The organism is Enterobacter sp. 120016 (assembly GCF_018383635.1).
Classification (GTDB): Bacteria; Pseudomonadota; Gammaproteobacteria; order Enterobacterales; family Enterobacteriaceae; genus Enterobacter; species Enterobacter asburiae_D.
Map to the genome: position 1 here is coordinate 94,990 of NZ_JAHAWC010000009.1, position 14,750 is coordinate 109,739.

General features: G+C 57.7%; 10 protein-coding genes. 4 read left to right on the forward strand and 6 right to left on the reverse strand.

The features are described from left to right. Window positions 1–56: 56 nt before the first annotated feature. The gene (gene malT / locus KIF87_RS14555) at window positions 57–2,762 is read right to left on the reverse strand and encodes an HTH-type transcriptional regulator MalT (protein ID WP_213329107.1); all 2,706 of its coding nucleotides are present in this window, start codon (window positions 2,760–2,762) and stop codon (window positions 57–59) included. Window positions 2,763–3,348: 586 nt separating this feature from the next. Here malT and malP point away from each other — a divergent pair. Together malP and malQ are read left to right on the forward strand one after the other, a co-directional pair. After that, on the forward strand, window positions 3,349–5,742 hold the full coding sequence (malP, locus tag KIF87_RS14560; protein ID WP_213329108.1) for a maltodextrin phosphorylase: 2,394 nt from the start codon (window positions 3,349–3,351) through the stop codon (window positions 5,740–5,742). 9 nt (window positions 5,743–5,751) lie between these two features. Then, window positions 5,752–7,833 carry a 4-alpha-glucanotransferase gene (malQ, locus tag KIF87_RS14565; protein WP_213329109.1) on the forward strand — a complete coding sequence of 694 codons (2,082 nt, stop codon included), beginning with the start codon at window positions 5,752–5,754 and terminating at the stop codon, window positions 7,831–7,833. An 86-nt stretch (window positions 7,834–7,919) separates the two neighbouring features. Here the strand turns inward: malQ and gntT are convergent, their stop codons facing one another. The 3 genes from gntT to gntX all read right to left on the reverse strand — a co-directional run bounded on the left by gntT (window position 7,920) and on the right by gntX (window position 10,951). After that, window positions 7,920–9,236 (reverse strand): gluconate transporter, encoded by a 1,317-nt coding sequence (gene gntT / locus KIF87_RS14570; protein ID WP_213329110.1) that lies wholly within the window; start codon window positions 9,234–9,236, stop codon window positions 7,920–7,922. A gap of 394 nt (window positions 9,237–9,630) precedes the next feature. Next, window positions 9,631–10,206, reverse strand: coding sequence for a Fe-S biogenesis protein NfuA (nfuA, locus tag KIF87_RS14575; RefSeq protein WP_029742206.1), 576 nt, complete (start codon window positions 10,204–10,206; stop codon window positions 9,631–9,633). Between the two features lie 61 nt (window positions 10,207–10,267). Continuing rightward, entirely contained in the window at window positions 10,268–10,951 is a 684-nt protein-coding gene (gene gntX / locus KIF87_RS14580; RefSeq protein ID WP_213329111.1) for a DNA utilization protein GntX, read from the reverse strand. Window positions 10,952–10,987: 36 nt separating this feature from the next. Between gntX and bioH the strand changes: the two genes are divergently transcribed. Continuing rightward, the gene (gene bioH / locus KIF87_RS14585) at window positions 10,988–11,761 is read left to right on the forward strand and encodes a pimeloyl-ACP methyl ester esterase BioH (RefSeq protein ID WP_213329112.1); all 774 of its coding nucleotides are present in this window, start codon (window positions 10,988–10,990) and stop codon (window positions 11,759–11,761) included. A gap of 111 nt (window positions 11,762–11,872) precedes the next feature. Next, window positions 11,873–12,142: a YdgH/BhsA/McbA-like domain containing protein gene (locus tag KIF87_RS14590; RefSeq protein ID WP_023309499.1), complete on the forward strand. Its 270-nt coding sequence runs from the start codon at window positions 11,873–11,875 to the stop codon at window positions 12,140–12,142. Window positions 12,143–12,175: 33 nt separating this feature from the next. Here the strand turns inward: KIF87_RS14590 and feoC are convergent, their stop codons facing one another. Both feoC and feoB read right to left on the reverse strand, forming a co-directional pair. Beyond that, the gene (feoC, locus tag KIF87_RS14595) at window positions 12,176–12,412 is read right to left on the reverse strand and encodes a [Fe-S]-dependent transcriptional repressor FeoC (RefSeq protein WP_024907906.1); all 237 of its coding nucleotides are present in this window, start codon (window positions 12,410–12,412) and stop codon (window positions 12,176–12,178) included. A gap of 10 nt (window positions 12,413–12,422) precedes the next feature. Beyond that, window positions 12,423–14,741, reverse strand: a complete 2,319-nt coding sequence (gene feoB / locus KIF87_RS14600; RefSeq protein WP_213329113.1) for a Fe(2+) transporter permease subunit FeoB — start codon at window positions 14,739–14,741, stop codon at window positions 12,423–12,425. Between the last annotated feature and the right edge of the window lie 9 nt (window positions 14,742–14,750).

The window sequence follows — 14,750 nt, forward strand, 5'->3', positions numbered from 1 at the left end:
GTTCTCCCTCTCCCTGTGGGAGAGGGTCGGGGTGAGGGCATCAGGCTGCACAAAACCTAAACCCCATACCCCATCATCTTCAACAGCTGCTGCGCATGCTGCACCGCATCCTGTCGATGCGCCACACCCAGCTTCTGATACAGATTGCGGATATGCGTTTTGATGGTGGTCGCCGCCACCGCGAGCTCGCCGGCGATCTGCTCGTTGCTGTAGCCTGAATAGATCAGCCCCAGAACCTGCCATTCACGCTGGGTGAGCGGGCTGGTGCGGATAAGCTCCGGCACTTCCGGGTGGTTCAGCAGACGTTCAACGAAGTTCTCATCAAAGTGCGCGAACTTGTGCCGATGATGCTGGTTAATCTCGCGCAGAATGCGCTGGGCGCGATGCTGATCCAGCTCCGGCAGCGTGTTGAGCTGAATAAGCTGACGCAGCTGCTGCGCCATTACTTCACCTTCAATCACAAAGTGGCTGATAAACCCGGTGCGGTTAGCCAGCTGCAGTGCTTCCAGCAGCACGCGCTGGGCATCGTTTTTACGACCCGCCTGCCAGTAGAGCTGGTTCAGCAGCAGCAGGTTGCGGTTCAGGTCGCTCATCAGACGCAGGCTGCGCGCGTTCTCGTTCAGCTCTTCCAGCACAATCTCAGCGGGCTCTAATTCACCGAGCAGGATCTGCGCGCGGGCAATGTTGCGCCACTGGCTCTGCAGGAAGTGGTTGTTCGCAAATTCCGGTTTGGGCGTCTGACGCAGCCAGTTGGCGGCGGATTTTTTATCGCCGGTCATCTGCCAGTAAATCACCCGGACCTTATCGGCGTTGGAGACCCAGTCGCTATGATACTGACCGTTGCCGAGCAGGTTCTCCAGGCGGTTAAGATGGTTGCGGGCATTATCGAGATCGCCGCGCGCCAGCGAGCACTGCACCAGCAGCGCCAGACACTGCAGCTGCTGCTGAGGCTGGAAGCTGGAAAGGACATTCACACCCTGGCGGGCGCAGCTTTCCGCTTCATCCAGACGCGACCATGCCCACAGCAGCTGAGCGCGAATACGCAACAGGAACTCGTGCATCGGCAGCTGTTCCAGGTGCTGTTCACGAATCAGCTGGAACGCTTTTTCCTGGTTTTCCCAGGCGGCCTGCAGGAACCCCTGTGCAAATAAAATCTCGCTCTGTTGGATCAGGCTCCACAGCGCGTAATGCCAGACATCGTGCCGACGCGCCATCTGTTCGGTTTGCTGCATCAGTGAAAGCGAACGGGTGAGGTCGCCTTTGCAGTGCAGCACCTCGCCGTGCACCGAGGTCGCCACGATGCGGCTGTAGAAGTTAGCCAGCGGCAGTTCATCCAGCGCGACCATCGCCAGCCGCTCAGCTTCGTCCGGGTCGCCGTCGTTAATGGCCACCTGAGCGCGCAGCGCGTTGAACTCGCCGTGCAGGGTGGTATCCATTTCGCTTTCCATCTCCTGCTCGGCGCGCGCCAGCAGGGTGTTCACTTCGCTGTAGCGGTGCTGACTCTGCATCAGCCAGGCCTGCAGCAGCACCAGACGCGGGTTTTCCAGCAGGCTTTCCCACGGCAGGGCTTTGAGAGACTCTTCCAGCAGCGTCAGTTCGCTGTGGTTGAACAGGCCCCACGCATGGTTGAGGAGGATATCGCGCAGCATGCTGGCATCACCGGCGGCCAGCGCGTGGTGGATGGCCTCGCTCGGGAAGCCTTGTGCCATCCAGCTTTCGGCAGCGGCGCGGTGGATCTCCGGAAGTTCAACCGCCAGTTCCCACTGACAGCGCTGGCGCAGGAAGCTGCCAAACAGCGGGTGATAGCTAAACCACTCGCCCGGATCGTCCATGCGCGTCAGGAAAAGGCCCTGACGTTCAATCTCTTCGAGCTGTAGCTGACCGTTTTCACAACCGGTGACGCGCACGATCAGCGCATCGTTCATGGAACGCAGCAGAGAGCTTTTCAGCAGGAAATTACGCGTCGAGGGATCGACGCTGTCCAGCACCTCATCCACGAGGTAGTCAGAAAGGTGGCTGGCGTTGATGCCCGCCAGACGCCGCGCAGACTGATGCGCCGGACTGTTGTTTTGCCGGGCAGAGAGGGCGATGAGCTGCAGCGCCGTGGCCCAGCCGGCAACGTCATCGCACAGGCGGCTGCTTTCGGCGGCCTCAATGGGCGATGTCAGGCGGCAGTCAAAGAACTGTTTCGCTTCCTGGTGGGTAAAGGCCAGCTGCTGGCTGCCCACTTCCAGAAGCTGATCGCGCACGCGCAGGTTGGCAATGCCCAGCTGCGGCAGGTTGCGTGACAGCACCACTAAGGTCAGGTTTTCCGGCTGATGGCGCAGGAAGAAACGCATCGATTCATGAATCACCGGGTTAGTGATGAGATGGTAATCATCAATCACCACGTAAAGCGGGCGATGCCATTCGGCCAGTTCGATAAACAGCTGAGAGAAAAGGGAGGACAGGCTGGCGTACTGGCGCTTTTGCACCATCACCTCACTGGCGACGCAGTGTCCGTGGGTGGCTTGCTGTATGGCGGCAATCAGATAGCTGGCAAAACGCTCCTGCTGGTTATCGCCCTCGTCGAGGGAGTACCAGCCAAGATCGCTCTTACCCGCGGCCCATTGCGAAATGAGCGTTGTTTTTCCATAGCCTGCAGGGCTCGTAACCAGCGCCAGTCGGAAATTATGCGCGCCGGAAAGTTTAGCCAACAGACGCTCGCGAACCACTGTATGGTCAAGGCGAACCGGGCGACTTAATTTAGACGGAATCAACATAGGTTTCACTTCACTGTGGGGAACGAGAGATTTTATTTTTTTTGCGCTTCGTAATTAATAGGATATAAGGTCGAACAGAAAGAGAACTATTGCAAGTTATGTCTGGGTTTTGTGGTTCTGAATTTGCACTCTGTCACAAAACATTCAGGCAAATGTTGGAACTTTCCCGAAAGGGGCTTCACGCCGCGTCACTGCTGGCTTGTCTGTATACATTACCGCTGCGCTGAAACTGGTTTCAGAAAGGTATAGTGACGTCAAATTTAATAAAGTCCGGGTAAAGTTGAGTGAGAGTAATAGTCTCCATAAAGGTGACCCGATGACTAAATTATTATTCTACGTAAGTAATTATTTCTGAGCGGATTAATTTCCCCCGAAACTGCATTTCATTTCTTTGACATTCTCCCCTGTTACTTTTTTATCTTCAGGGCACACTCGAACTATGCTCTGAGAGTGGCCTCGATCACACTTTTCTGCTCATCCCCGCTACTCCTCCCTGTCTAATCCCCCACAGGAGGAGGAAGAGGTGAAATGAGCCAGGCACACTAGCGCCAACTTGTGTTTTCTTTCTAAAGGATGCCGATCCCCTATGTCACAGCCTACCTTCAACAAAGCTCAATTCCAGGCTGCCCTGACGCGTCAGTGGCAGCGTTTTGGCCTTCATGCTGCAAACGAAATGACGCCTCACCAGTGGTGGCAGGCAGTGAGCGGTGCGCTCGCAGAACAGCTGGATGCTCAACCGGTGGCGAAGCCTGTTAAGGGCCAGCGTCACGTGAACTATATCTCGATGGAATTCCTGATTGGCCGCCTGACCGGCAACAACCTGCTGAACCTCGGCTGGTATCAGGACGTCGGCGATGTGCTGAAAGAACACGATATTAACCTGACCGACCTGCTGGAAGAAGAGATTGACCCGGCGCTGGGCAACGGCGGCCTGGGACGTCTGGCGGCCTGCTTCCTGGACTCTATGGCGACCGTCGGCCAGTCGGCGATCGGCTATGGTCTGAACTATCAGTACGGCCTGTTCCGTCAGTCGTTTGCCGATGGCCATCAGATGGAAGCACCGGACGACTGGCATCGCAATACCTATCCGTGGTTCCGCCACAACGCGCAGCTGGATGTGCAGGTCGGCATTGGCGGGAAAGTCACAAAGCAGGGGCTCTGGGAACCGGCGTTCACCATTACCGGTGAAGCCTGGGATCTGCCGGTGCTTGGCTACCGTAACGGCGTGGCGCAGCCGCTGCGTCTGTGGCAGGCGAAGCACGCGCATCCGTTTAACCTGACCAAATTCAACGACGGCGATTTCCTGCGCGCCGAGCAGCAGGGCATCGACGCCGAGAAGCTGACCAAAGTCCTCTACCCGAACGACAACCACCTGGCGGGTAAAAAGCTGCGCCTGATGCAGCAGTACTTCCAGTGCGCCTGCTCCGTGGCGGACATTCTGCGTCGCCATCACCTGGCGGGCCGCAAGCTGGCGCAGCTGCCGGACTTCGAAGTGATTCAGCTCAACGACACGCACCCGACTATTGCCATCCCGGAACTGCTGCGCGTGCTGATCGACGAGCATCAGCTGAGCTGGGACGACGCCTGGGCCATCACCAGCCGCACCTTTGCCTACACCAACCACACCCTGATGCCGGAAGCGCTCGAGTGCTGGGATGAGAAGCTGGTGAAAACGCTGCTGCCGCGGCACATGCAGATCATCAACAAGATTAACGACCAGTTTAAAACCCTGGTGGATAAAACCTGGCCGGGCAACAAAGCGGTCTGGGCGAAGCTGGCGGTGGTTCACGATAAGCAGGTGCGCATGGCGAACATGTGCGTAGTCAGCGGCTTTGCGGTGAACGGCGTGGCGGCGCTGCACTCGGATCTGGTGGTCAAAGATCTCTTCCCGGAATACCACCAGCTGTGGCCGACCAAATTCCACAACGTGACCAACGGCATCACGCCGCGCCGCTGGATCAAGCAGTGCAACCCGCTGCTGGCCGGCCTGCTGGACAAGACCCTGAAGAAAGAGTGGGCCAACGATCTGGACCAGCTCATCAACCTGGAAAAACAGGCTGACGACGCGAAGTTCCGCAAGCAGTACCGCGCGATCAAGCTGGAGAACAAGGTTCGCCTGGCGGAGTTCGTGAAAATGCGTACCGGGATTGAGATCAACCCGAATGCCATTTTCGATATCCAGATCAAACGCCTGCACGAGTACAAACGTCAGCACCTGAACCTGCTGCACATTCTGGCGCTGTACAAAGAGATCCGCGAGAACCCGCAGGCCGACCGCGTGCCGCGCGTGTTCCTGTTCGGTGCGAAAGCGGCGCCGGGCTACTACCTGGCGAAAAACATTATCCTCGCCATCAATAAAGTGGCGGCGGCGATCAACAGCGATCCGAAAGTGGGCGACAAGCTGAAGGTAGTGTTCCTGCCGGACTACTGCGTCTCGGCGGCTGAACTGCTGATCCCGGCGGCGGATATCTCCGAGCAGATCTCGACGGCAGGGAAAGAGGCGTCCGGTACCGGCAACATGAAGCTGGCGCTGAACGGCGCGCTGACCGTCGGTACGCTCGACGGGGCAAACGTCGAAATCGCCGAGAAGGTCGGTGAAGAGAATATCTTTATCTTTGGCCATACCGTGGAAGAGGTGAAAGCCATTAAGGCCAAAGGCTATGACCCGGTGAAATGGCGTAAGAAAGACAAAGTGCTGGATGCTGTACTGAAAGAGCTGGAAAGTGGTAAATACAGCGACGGCGACAAGCACGCGTTTGACCAGATGCTGCACAGCATGGACAAACACGGCGGTGACCCGTATCTGGTGATGGCGGACTTCACGGCCTACGTCGAAGCGCAAAAACAGGTCGACGTGCTGTATCGTGACCAGGAAGCGTGGACCCGCGCGTGCATTCTGAACACCGCCCGCTGCGGTATGTTCAGCTCTGACCGTTCAATCCGTGATTATCAGGCCCGTATCTGGCAGGCAAAACGCTAAGGAAGCGCGATGGAGAGTAAACGTCTGGACAGCGCCGCGCAGGCGGCGGGGATCAGCCTCAGTTACATTAATGCTCACGGCAAACCGCAGTCTATTGGCGCCGACACCAAAAGACGTTTGCTGGACGCCATGCACAAAGCCGACGCGAAAGCGTCGGTTGCGCCGGTGCCGAACGTGAAGGTATTCACTGCAGGCAAAAAGATGCCGCTGGCGGTGGAGGGGCGCGGCGAGTTTAGCTGGCTGCTTACCACCGAAGAGGGGCATCAGCACAAAGGCCACGCCACCGGCGGCAAAACGTTAAACCTTCCGGCGAAGCTGCCGGAGGGGTATCACACCCTCACGCTCACCCAGGATGACCTGCGTTTCCACTGCCGGGTAATCGTCGCGCCAAAACGCTGCTACGAGCCGCAGGCGCTGCTCGAAGGCAAAAAGCTGTGGGGCGCCTGCGTGCAGCTCTACACCCTGCGCTCCGACAGCAACTGGGGCATCGGTGATTTTGGCGATCTGAAAAAGATGCTGGCATCCGTGGGCGAGCGCGGCGGCGCGTTTATCGGCCTCAACCCGATCCACGCGCTCTATCCGGCCAACCCGGAGAGCGCCAGCCCGTATAGCCCGTCGTCCCGCCGCTGGCTGAACGTGATTTATATCGACGTTAACGCGTTAGATGACTTCAAAAACAGCAAAGAGGCGCAGGCGTGGTGGAAACTCAGCACCACGCAGCAGGCGCTGAAGCAGGCGCGCGACGCAGACTGGGTGGACTATTCCACCGTCACGGCGCTGAAAATGGCCGCGCTGCGTCTGGCGTGGAAAGGCTTTTCGCAGCGTGACGACGAGCAGATGGCCGCGTTCCGCCAGTTTGTGATGCAGGAGGGCGAGAGCCTGTACTGGCAGGCGGCGTTTGATGCGCTGCACGCGTATCAGGTGAAAGAGGACGAAATGCGCTGGGGCTGGCCGGTCTGGCCTGAAGTGTATCAGTCCGTCGACACGCCTGAAGTGAAAGCGTTCTGTAATAAATATGCCGATGAAGTGGATTTCTACCTGTGGCTGCAGTGGCTGGCGTACAGCCAGTTTGCCGCCTGCTGGCAGGTGAGCCAGGGCTATAAGATGCCGATCGGCCTGTATCGCGATCTGGCCGTGGGCGTGGCGGAAGGCGGCGCGGAAACCTGGTGCGACCGTGAGCTTTACTGCCTGAAAGCCTCTGTCGGTGCGCCACCGGATATCCTCGGCCCGCTCGGCCAGAACTGGGGACTGCCGCCGATGGATCCGCACGTTATGGCGGCGCGCGCCTACGAGCCGTTTATCGACCTGCTGCGCGCCAACATGCAGAACTGCGGTGCGCTGCGTATCGACCACGTGATGTCCGTGCTGCGCCTGTGGTGGATCCCGTACGGTGAAACCGCCGACCACGGGGCGTACGTGCAGTACCCGGTTGACGATCTGCTGTCGATCCTGGCGCTGGAAAGTAAGCGTCACCAGTGCATGGTGATCGGTGAAGATCTCGGTACCGTGCCGGTGGAAATTGTCAGCAAGCTCCGCGACAGCGGCGTCTACTCCTATAAAGTGCTCTATTTTGAAAACGACCATGAGAAAACCTTCCGCGCGCCGAAAGCGTACCCTGAACAGTCAATGGCAGTCGCGACGACGCATGACCTTCCTACGCTTCGTGGCTATTGGGAAAGCGGCGATCTGACGCTCGGCAAAACGCTGGGTCTGTATCCTGATGAAGAGGTTTTGCGCGGCCTGTATCAGGATCGCGAGCTCTCGAAGCAGGGGCTGCTGGATGCGCTGCACAAGCAGGGCTGTCTGCCGAAACGTGCCGGGCATAAGGCGTCGTTGATGTCCATGACCGCTACCCTCAATCGCGGCCTGCAGCGCTATATTGCCGACAGCAACAGCGCGCTGCTGGGCCTGCAGCCGGAAGACTGGATTGATATGGCGGAGCCGGTGAACATCCCGGGCACCAGCTATCAGTACAAGAACTGGCGTCGCAAGCTGTCCACAACGCTTGAGAAGATGTTTGCCGATGACGGGGTGAACAGGCTGATTAAGGATTTGGACAAGCGCAGAAGGGCGGTGGGTAAGAAGCGGTAGTTTCACCCTCACCCTAACCCTCTCCCAGAGGGAGAGGGAATAGAATGTAGGCCGGGTAAGCGTCAGCGCCACCCGGCTTTTTTACATCAGACAACCATATTCAACAGCAGCACCCCGACCAGACCGCACACCGAAATAATGGTTTCCAGCGCGGACCAGGACTTGATGGTTTCACCGATCGTCAGGTTGAAGTACTCCTTGAACAGCCAGAAGCCAGGGTCGTTAACGTGAGAGAAAATCACGCTGCCGGAACCGACGGCGATAACCATCAGCTCAGGGCTTACGCCCGTGGTCGCAATCAGCGGGGCAACGATACCGCCCGCGGTGATCGCCGCAACGGTCGCAGAACCCAGCGCAATACGCAGAACCGCAGCAATTGACCAGGCCATCAGGAGCGGCGACACGTTGGTTTCATGCATCATGGCAGCGATGTATTTGTCCACGCCGCTGTCGACCAGAACCTGCTTGAACGCACCGCCACCGCCGATGATCAGGAGCATCATGGCAATGATTTTGATGGAAGAGGTCAGCGTGTCGTTGATCTGATCCATTGAGCGACCGCGGTTCAGACCGAAGGTGAACATCGCGATCAGCACCGCAATTAGCGTTGCCATCACCGGGTCACCCAGGAATTCCGCAACGGCCAGGAACGCATGGCCTTTCGGCAGGATCATCTCCGCCACGGCACGCATGGCCATCAGGATCACTGGTACCAGAGAGGTCCAGACGCTGACGCCAAAGCCAGGCATCTCTTCTTCGGTGAAGGTTTTGGCGCTGTACAGACCTTCCGGGATCGGCTTATCAATGCCTTTCAGGAAGCGGGCATAAACCGGGCCTGCCAGAATCACGGTTGGGATCGCCAGAATCGTACCGAACAGCAGGGTTTTACCCATATCCGCGTGGAAGATGGTCGCGATAGCGGTTGGACCCGGGTGCGGCGGCAGGAAGCCGTGGGTCACGGACAGCGCCGCAGCCATTGGCACACCGACATACAGCAGCGGGATGTTTGCCGCAGCCGCGATGGTGAACACCAGCGGCAGCATCAGCACGAAGCCCACTTCATAGAACAGCGCGAAACCGACGGTAAAACCGGTTAACACCACGGCCCACTGAATGTGCTGTTTACCGAATTTGGCAATCAGGGTGGTGGCGATACGCTGCGCGCCACCGCAGTCCGCCAGCATTTTGCCGAGCATGGCACCGAAGCCCATGATCAGCGCCAGGCTGCCGAGCGTACCGCCGACGCCGGCTTTAATGGAGCTAATAACCTTAACCAGCGGCATCCCTTGCATCAGACCGACTGCAAGTGCCACCAGAACCAGAGCGATAAATCCGTTCAGCTTGAAGCGGATCATCAAGAGCAGTAATAACACAACACCGATAGCAACGATGACTAATGGCATGATTTACCTGGCCTTTGAATTGTTATGGGTAACGTCATTGTTTCAACGACAAATTCCGATTGTCCCAACTGGGAACAGAGTGTTAACGGCACTAATACTGATGCCTTGGAAACCATTAAGTTTAGTCGGCTGTTATGAGTGTGCTTAGTGCCCACGAGAATGATACGGGTAACATGATGTGATTGAGAATCACCCAGGCAGGCAAAATGTGAATTATGAGACGCAGGTCAACATATAGAAGGAGAGGTAAACGCAAAACGGTAACCACGAGGTTACCGTTTTTAATGTTTTCACCCTCTCCCGTGGGAGAGGGCCGGGGTGAGGGCATCAGACCTCACTATTTTTGTAGGCTCGGTAAGCGCAGCGCCACCGGGCAATACGGACAGGTACTGAATTAGTAGTAAGAGTGCTCGCCGCGCTGGTGCTCGGTCAGGTCACGCACGCCTTTCAGTTCCGGGAATTCGTTCAGCAGCTGCTTCTCGATCCCTTCCTTCAGGGTCACGTCGACCATCGAACAGCCGTTACAGCCGCCGCCGAACTGCAGGATCGCCAGACCGTCTTCCGTGATTTCCATCAGGGTTACACGGCCGCCGTGGCCCGCCAGCTGTGGGTTGATCTGGGATTGCAGCAGATACTCAACGCGCTCCATCAGCGGGGCATCGTCAGACACTTTACGCATTTTCGCGTTCGGCGCTTTCAGGGTCAGCTGAGAACCCAGCTGATCGGTGACGAAGTCGATCTCAGCATCTTCAAGATACGGTGCGCTCAGCTCATCAACGTAGGCGGTGAGCTGTTCAAATTTAAGGGCAGTGTCAGTCGCTTCCACAGCGTCCGGAGGACAATAAGAAACACCACATTCTGCATTCGGAGTGCCTGGATTAATCACAAACACGCGGATCTGCGTCCCTTCTTCCTGATTTGCCAGCAGTTTGGCAAAGTGCGCTTGTGCAGAATCGGAAATACGGATCATAGCTTTGGCCTAATAGTTGACTAAATTACCTGGGTATAATCATACGCCCATTGAAGAAGGGCTACAAGGTACGGCACAGACACCATACCTGAACCGACGCGGCGCCGCTTCGCAAAAGCAGTCGGGAAAGTTCAGCAACGGTACTGCCCGTGGTGACGACATCATCCACAATCGCGATATGGAGACCGTCGACCGGCAATTCAAGGCGAAAGGCATTTTTGAGATTTCTTTTGCGCAGCCGGGCGCTGAGCTGATGCTGGATGGCGGTGGCATGAACTCGTGTAAGCGCGTTGGCCTCATACCGACAGCCGAGCCACCGCGCGAGGGGGCGGCAGATCAGGTCACTCTGGTTATAGCCGCGCCGCCAGTGCCGACGCCGGTATAGGGGGACATTCACCACCATGTCGATTTTCGGCAGCGCACGCTGACGCCGTGCCTGCAAAACCGCCAGCAATAGCAGGCGGGCAAGGGGCTGTGCCAGCGAGCTCTGCCCGGAAAACTTTAGCGCGTGAATCAGCCTGCTCAGCGGGGGAACATAATCATCCACGGCCACCAGCGCGCTCCACGGCGGAGATTTTTTCAGGCAGCGGCCACAGGGCAAAGAGGGATTTGTGGCCGGTAAACCACATTGTGGACAGGTCCCGATACGCCATTCCAGCGATCGCGTGCAGACGGAGCAGACGCCCCACCGGCTGAGCGCCAGCGGCATTTGGCATAGCCAGCACAAGCCAGGTACTGTTAGCATGTGCAACCTCCATGTGAAAAAAGAGAACAGTAACTGATGAAGACGCTGTGGTGGCAGACCGTAGGGACAGGAAATTGCCATCTTGTGCTGCTGCACGGATGGGGCCTGAACGCGGAGATATGGCATTGCATACGTGAGGAACTTGCCTCGCATTTCACACTGCATCTGGTGGATTTACCCGGCTTTGGCCGCAGCCGCGGATATGGCGCGTTATCGCTTGATGAGATGGCGCAGCAGGTTCTGGACGCAGCGCCGCAAAACGCGGTCTGGCTGGGCTGGAGCCTGGGCGGGCTGGTGGCGAGCCAGATTGCACTGTCGCGGCCTGACCGCGTACAAGCCCTGGTAACGGTGGCGTCGTCACCCTGTTTTAGCGCGCAGGACGCGTGGCCAGGGATCAAACCTGAAGTGCTGGCGGGCTTCCAGCAGCAGCTGAGCGAAGATTTTCAGCGGACCGTGGAGCGGTTTCTTGCATTGCAGACAATGGGCACTGACACCGCGCGTAAAGATGCCCGAACGCTGAAGCAGACCGTGCTTTCGCTGCCGATGCCGGAGGTTGAGGTGCTTAACGGGGGTCTTGAGCTCCTGAAAACGGTTGACCTGCGCGAGCCGCTGGCCGCGCTGACGGTGCCGCACCTGCGTATCTACGGTTACCTCGACGGGATTGTGCCGCGCAAAGTGGTTCCGCTACTGGATTCGCTCTGGCCGGACAGCGAATCGCAGATTATTGCCAAAGCCGCACATGCCCCGTTCATCTCCCATCCGACGGAGTTTTGTTCAGCGCTCATTGCGTTAAGTCAACGTTTAGACTGATTATTTTCTATCCAGCCTGGAAAAAGTTACACACCGCAACCATACTCCTGATGTCGTTGCGGTTGTTCTGCCTACGATAATCAAAACAACAATCCTATGGAGAGTCAGGTTATGAAACTTGTTACAGGTATTGTCACTTCTCTGGTTATTGGGTCACTGTCATTTGGCGTCTTTGCGGCAAAAGAGCTGGAAAAAGATAAAGTTGCCGGCATGAATCTGACGAAAATTGGTGAAATTTCTACGTCTGACACCACCGCGCCGATGGACGCGAGAAAAGAGCTGTCGAAGAAAGCGGATGAGCTGGGCGGAACGTACTACGTCGTCACCAGCGCTGAAAAGCAGACCAAAAACGTACGCGCAACGGCGGACGTCTACAAGTAATACGATAAAGCCAGGCAGCGATGCCTGGCTTGATTAACGCAGTGCCCACCACTCCCTGAGGCAGGCCTTTCCTTCCGGACAGCTTTTACAACTGCCGGATAGACAGCCGTCCGCGTCTTCCTGAATCCGCACGGCTTTCCCCATGGCTTCCAGTCTTTCCAGCATGGCATCGATCATCGGCTGCGGCGTATGCAGGCTGAGGCTCAGCTGTTTCGCCTCCATCCGCCCTTGTAGTGCCAGCAGGTCACGAACCTGAATCAACGATGCCATGGTTTGCTCCTTAGTGACAGTCGCCCGCCGGGCTGCTGCAGCAGGTCGCGGCGGTTTTACGGTTTGCCAGCAGGTCGATGTCGACGCGGCTGCGTGCCCGCCGCAGAAGACCGAGCACTATCACGTTAAACAGCACAACCGCGAGAATGCAGACCAGGCTGTAGCGCGGATGCTGGCTGAAGTTAACGGTTTGATAAAAGAGCGTCGACAGCGAGTACGCAATGTTTAACCCCCACAGGATGGAGAAGCCCATCCAGCCGCGGCTGGACTCGCGGGCAATCGCCCCCATCACGGAGATGCACGGAATGTAGAGCAGAACAAAGATGAGGTAGCTATAGGCCGCGGACGCGCTGCCAAATTTCTCGCCCATCACGCCCATGGCACCCGTCGCCATTTCGCCGTCGCCTTTGCTCGCCTCAATAGGGTTCGCCAGCACGCTCAGGCTGAAGGTGTCTTTCAGGCTCTGCCAGGTCTCCTCTACGGCAACCAGCAGTTCATGCCCGAGATGAAACTCTGCCGGATTAAATTCCTGCTCCTGAATGTTCTCAGCGGTGTAAAGCGTGTTCAGGGTGCCGACAACCACCTCTTTTGCCATCGCGCCGGTGAACAGCCCGACGGTTGCCTGCCAGTTATCCTCATGCACGCCAATCGGTTTAAAGACCGGCGTGATGACGCGGCTGACGGAGGCGAGGGCAGAGTCGTTGATATTATCTGCCGCCTGCCCGCTGAGGGTGAAGCTGTTCAGCGCGCTCAGGAAAATGCTGACGATGACAATGACCTTACCGGCGCGCAGCACAAAGCCTTTCAGGCGCTGCCAGGTCTGGATCGCCAGGCTTTTCAGATGCGGCACGTGATACACCGGCAGCTCCATCACAAACGGTGACGCTTCACCGCGCATGATGGTGTGCTTCAGCATCAGACCGGTGAGGATCGCCATCACGATGCCCAGCACGTACAGCGAAAAGACCGCCAGCGCGCCCTGCTGACCGAAGAAGGCAGCGGCAAAGACCGCAAAGATTGCCAGGCGGGCACCGCAGGACATAAACGGCGCCATCATGATGGTCATCAGACGTTCACGCGGCGCATCAAGCGTGCGCGCGCCCATCACCGACGGCACGTTACAGCCGAAGCCGACAATCAGCGGAACGAAGGATTTACCCGGCAGACCCAGCGCCTGCATCAGACGATCCATCACGAACGCGGCGCGCGCCATGTAGCCGGAATCTTCCAGGAACGAGAGGAACAGATACATCATGCCGATCTGCGGCACCAGAGGCAGAACGGTGTTGATACCGCCGCCGATCCCCTGTGCGAGGAAGATGGTTAACCATTCCGGGAAGTGCAGGGTGTAACCCACCCACTGAATACCGTGCACGAAGACCGCGACGGAACCGGCGTCGAAAATGGGCTGGAGTGCGCCGCCGATGTTAATGGCGAGCAGGAACATCACGTACATCACCAGCAGGAAGATGGGCAAACCGAGGAAGCGGTTAAGCACCACTTTATCCACCGCTGCCGTAAAGCGGCTGGGTTCTGCCGTCAGGGCGTTGCTGACAACGTCGCAAATCGAGGCGATGGCCTGATAACGCGCATCGGCGATGTGCAGCGCCGGGTCGTCCAGCTCGTCGCTAAGACGGGCTACCGTCGCGTCCAGCTTATCTGCCGCATGCCCGGCGTAAGCGCGGCTGTAGATATCGCCTTCCAGCATCTGCAGGCCGAGCCACAGGCGCTGTTTCGCAGGCATGCTGTTGTCCATCTCCTGCGCCAGCAAATTGGCTTCGCGCAGGAGAGGCTGCGCGTAATGCACCAGCTCAATGTCGCGATTACCCTGGTGACGGTCAATGGCCAGCTTCAGCGCGTCAATACCGCGAGCGCGCGTCGAGACCAGCGGAACGACCGGGCACCCCAGGCGCGCGGAGAGGGCATCGACGTCGATGCGCAGCTTTTGTTTCTCCGCAATGTCGAGCATGTTGAGCGCCACGATGCAGGGGATCCCCAGCTCCAGCAGCTGCAGCGTCAGATAAAGGTTACGCTCGAGATTGGAGGCGTCCACCACGTTGATCAGCAGGTCCGCGTCGCCGCTGAGAATATAGTGGCAGGCGATCTGCTCATCGAGCGAGGTTTGCGACGAAATGGTGGTTAAGGAGTAGGTGCCGGGAAGGTCAACCAGCGTCACCTGGTTGTCCGTTGTCGTGAACTGGCCCTCTTTACGCTCAACCGTCACGCCCGCCCAGTTGCCCACGCGCTGGCGTGCGCCGGTCAGCTGGTTAAAAAGGGTGGTCTTGCCGGAATTAGGATTGCCAATTAAGCCAATAGTTAACTTTTTCATTTTTTTAGA

Excerpts from the sequence above, each read along its gene's own strand:
- malT (WP_213329107.1), bottom strand. The coding sequence starts at position 2,762 with ATGTTGATTCCGTCTAAATTAAGTCGCCCGGTTCGCCTTGACCATACA.
- malP (WP_213329108.1), top strand. The coding sequence starts at position 3,349 with ATGTCACAGCCTACCTTCAACAAAGCTCAATTCCAGGCTGCCCTGACG.
- malQ (WP_213329109.1), top strand. The coding sequence starts at position 5,752 with ATGGAGAGTAAACGTCTGGACAGCGCCGCGCAGGCGGCGGGGATCAGC.
- gntT (WP_213329110.1), bottom strand. The coding sequence starts at position 9,236 with ATGCCATTAGTCATCGTTGCTATCGGTGTTGTGTTATTACTGCTCTTG.
- nfuA (WP_029742206.1), bottom strand. The coding sequence starts at position 10,206 with ATGATCCGTATTTCCGATTCTGCACAAGCGCACTTTGCCAAACTGCTG.
- gntX (WP_213329111.1), bottom strand. The coding sequence starts at position 10,951 with ATGCTAACAGTACCTGGCTTGTGCTGGCTATGCCAAATGCCGCTGGCG.
- bioH (WP_213329112.1), top strand. The coding sequence starts at position 10,988 with ATGAAGACGCTGTGGTGGCAGACCGTAGGGACAGGAAATTGCCATCTT.
- KIF87_RS14590 (WP_023309499.1), top strand. The coding sequence starts at position 11,873 with ATGAAACTTGTTACAGGTATTGTCACTTCTCTGGTTATTGGGTCACTG.
- feoC (WP_024907906.1), bottom strand. The coding sequence starts at position 12,412 with ATGGCATCGTTGATTCAGGTTCGTGACCTGCTGGCACTACAAGGGCGG.
- feoB (WP_213329113.1), bottom strand. The coding sequence starts at position 14,741 with ATGAAAAAGTTAACTATTGGCTTAATTGGCAATCCTAATTCCGGCAAG.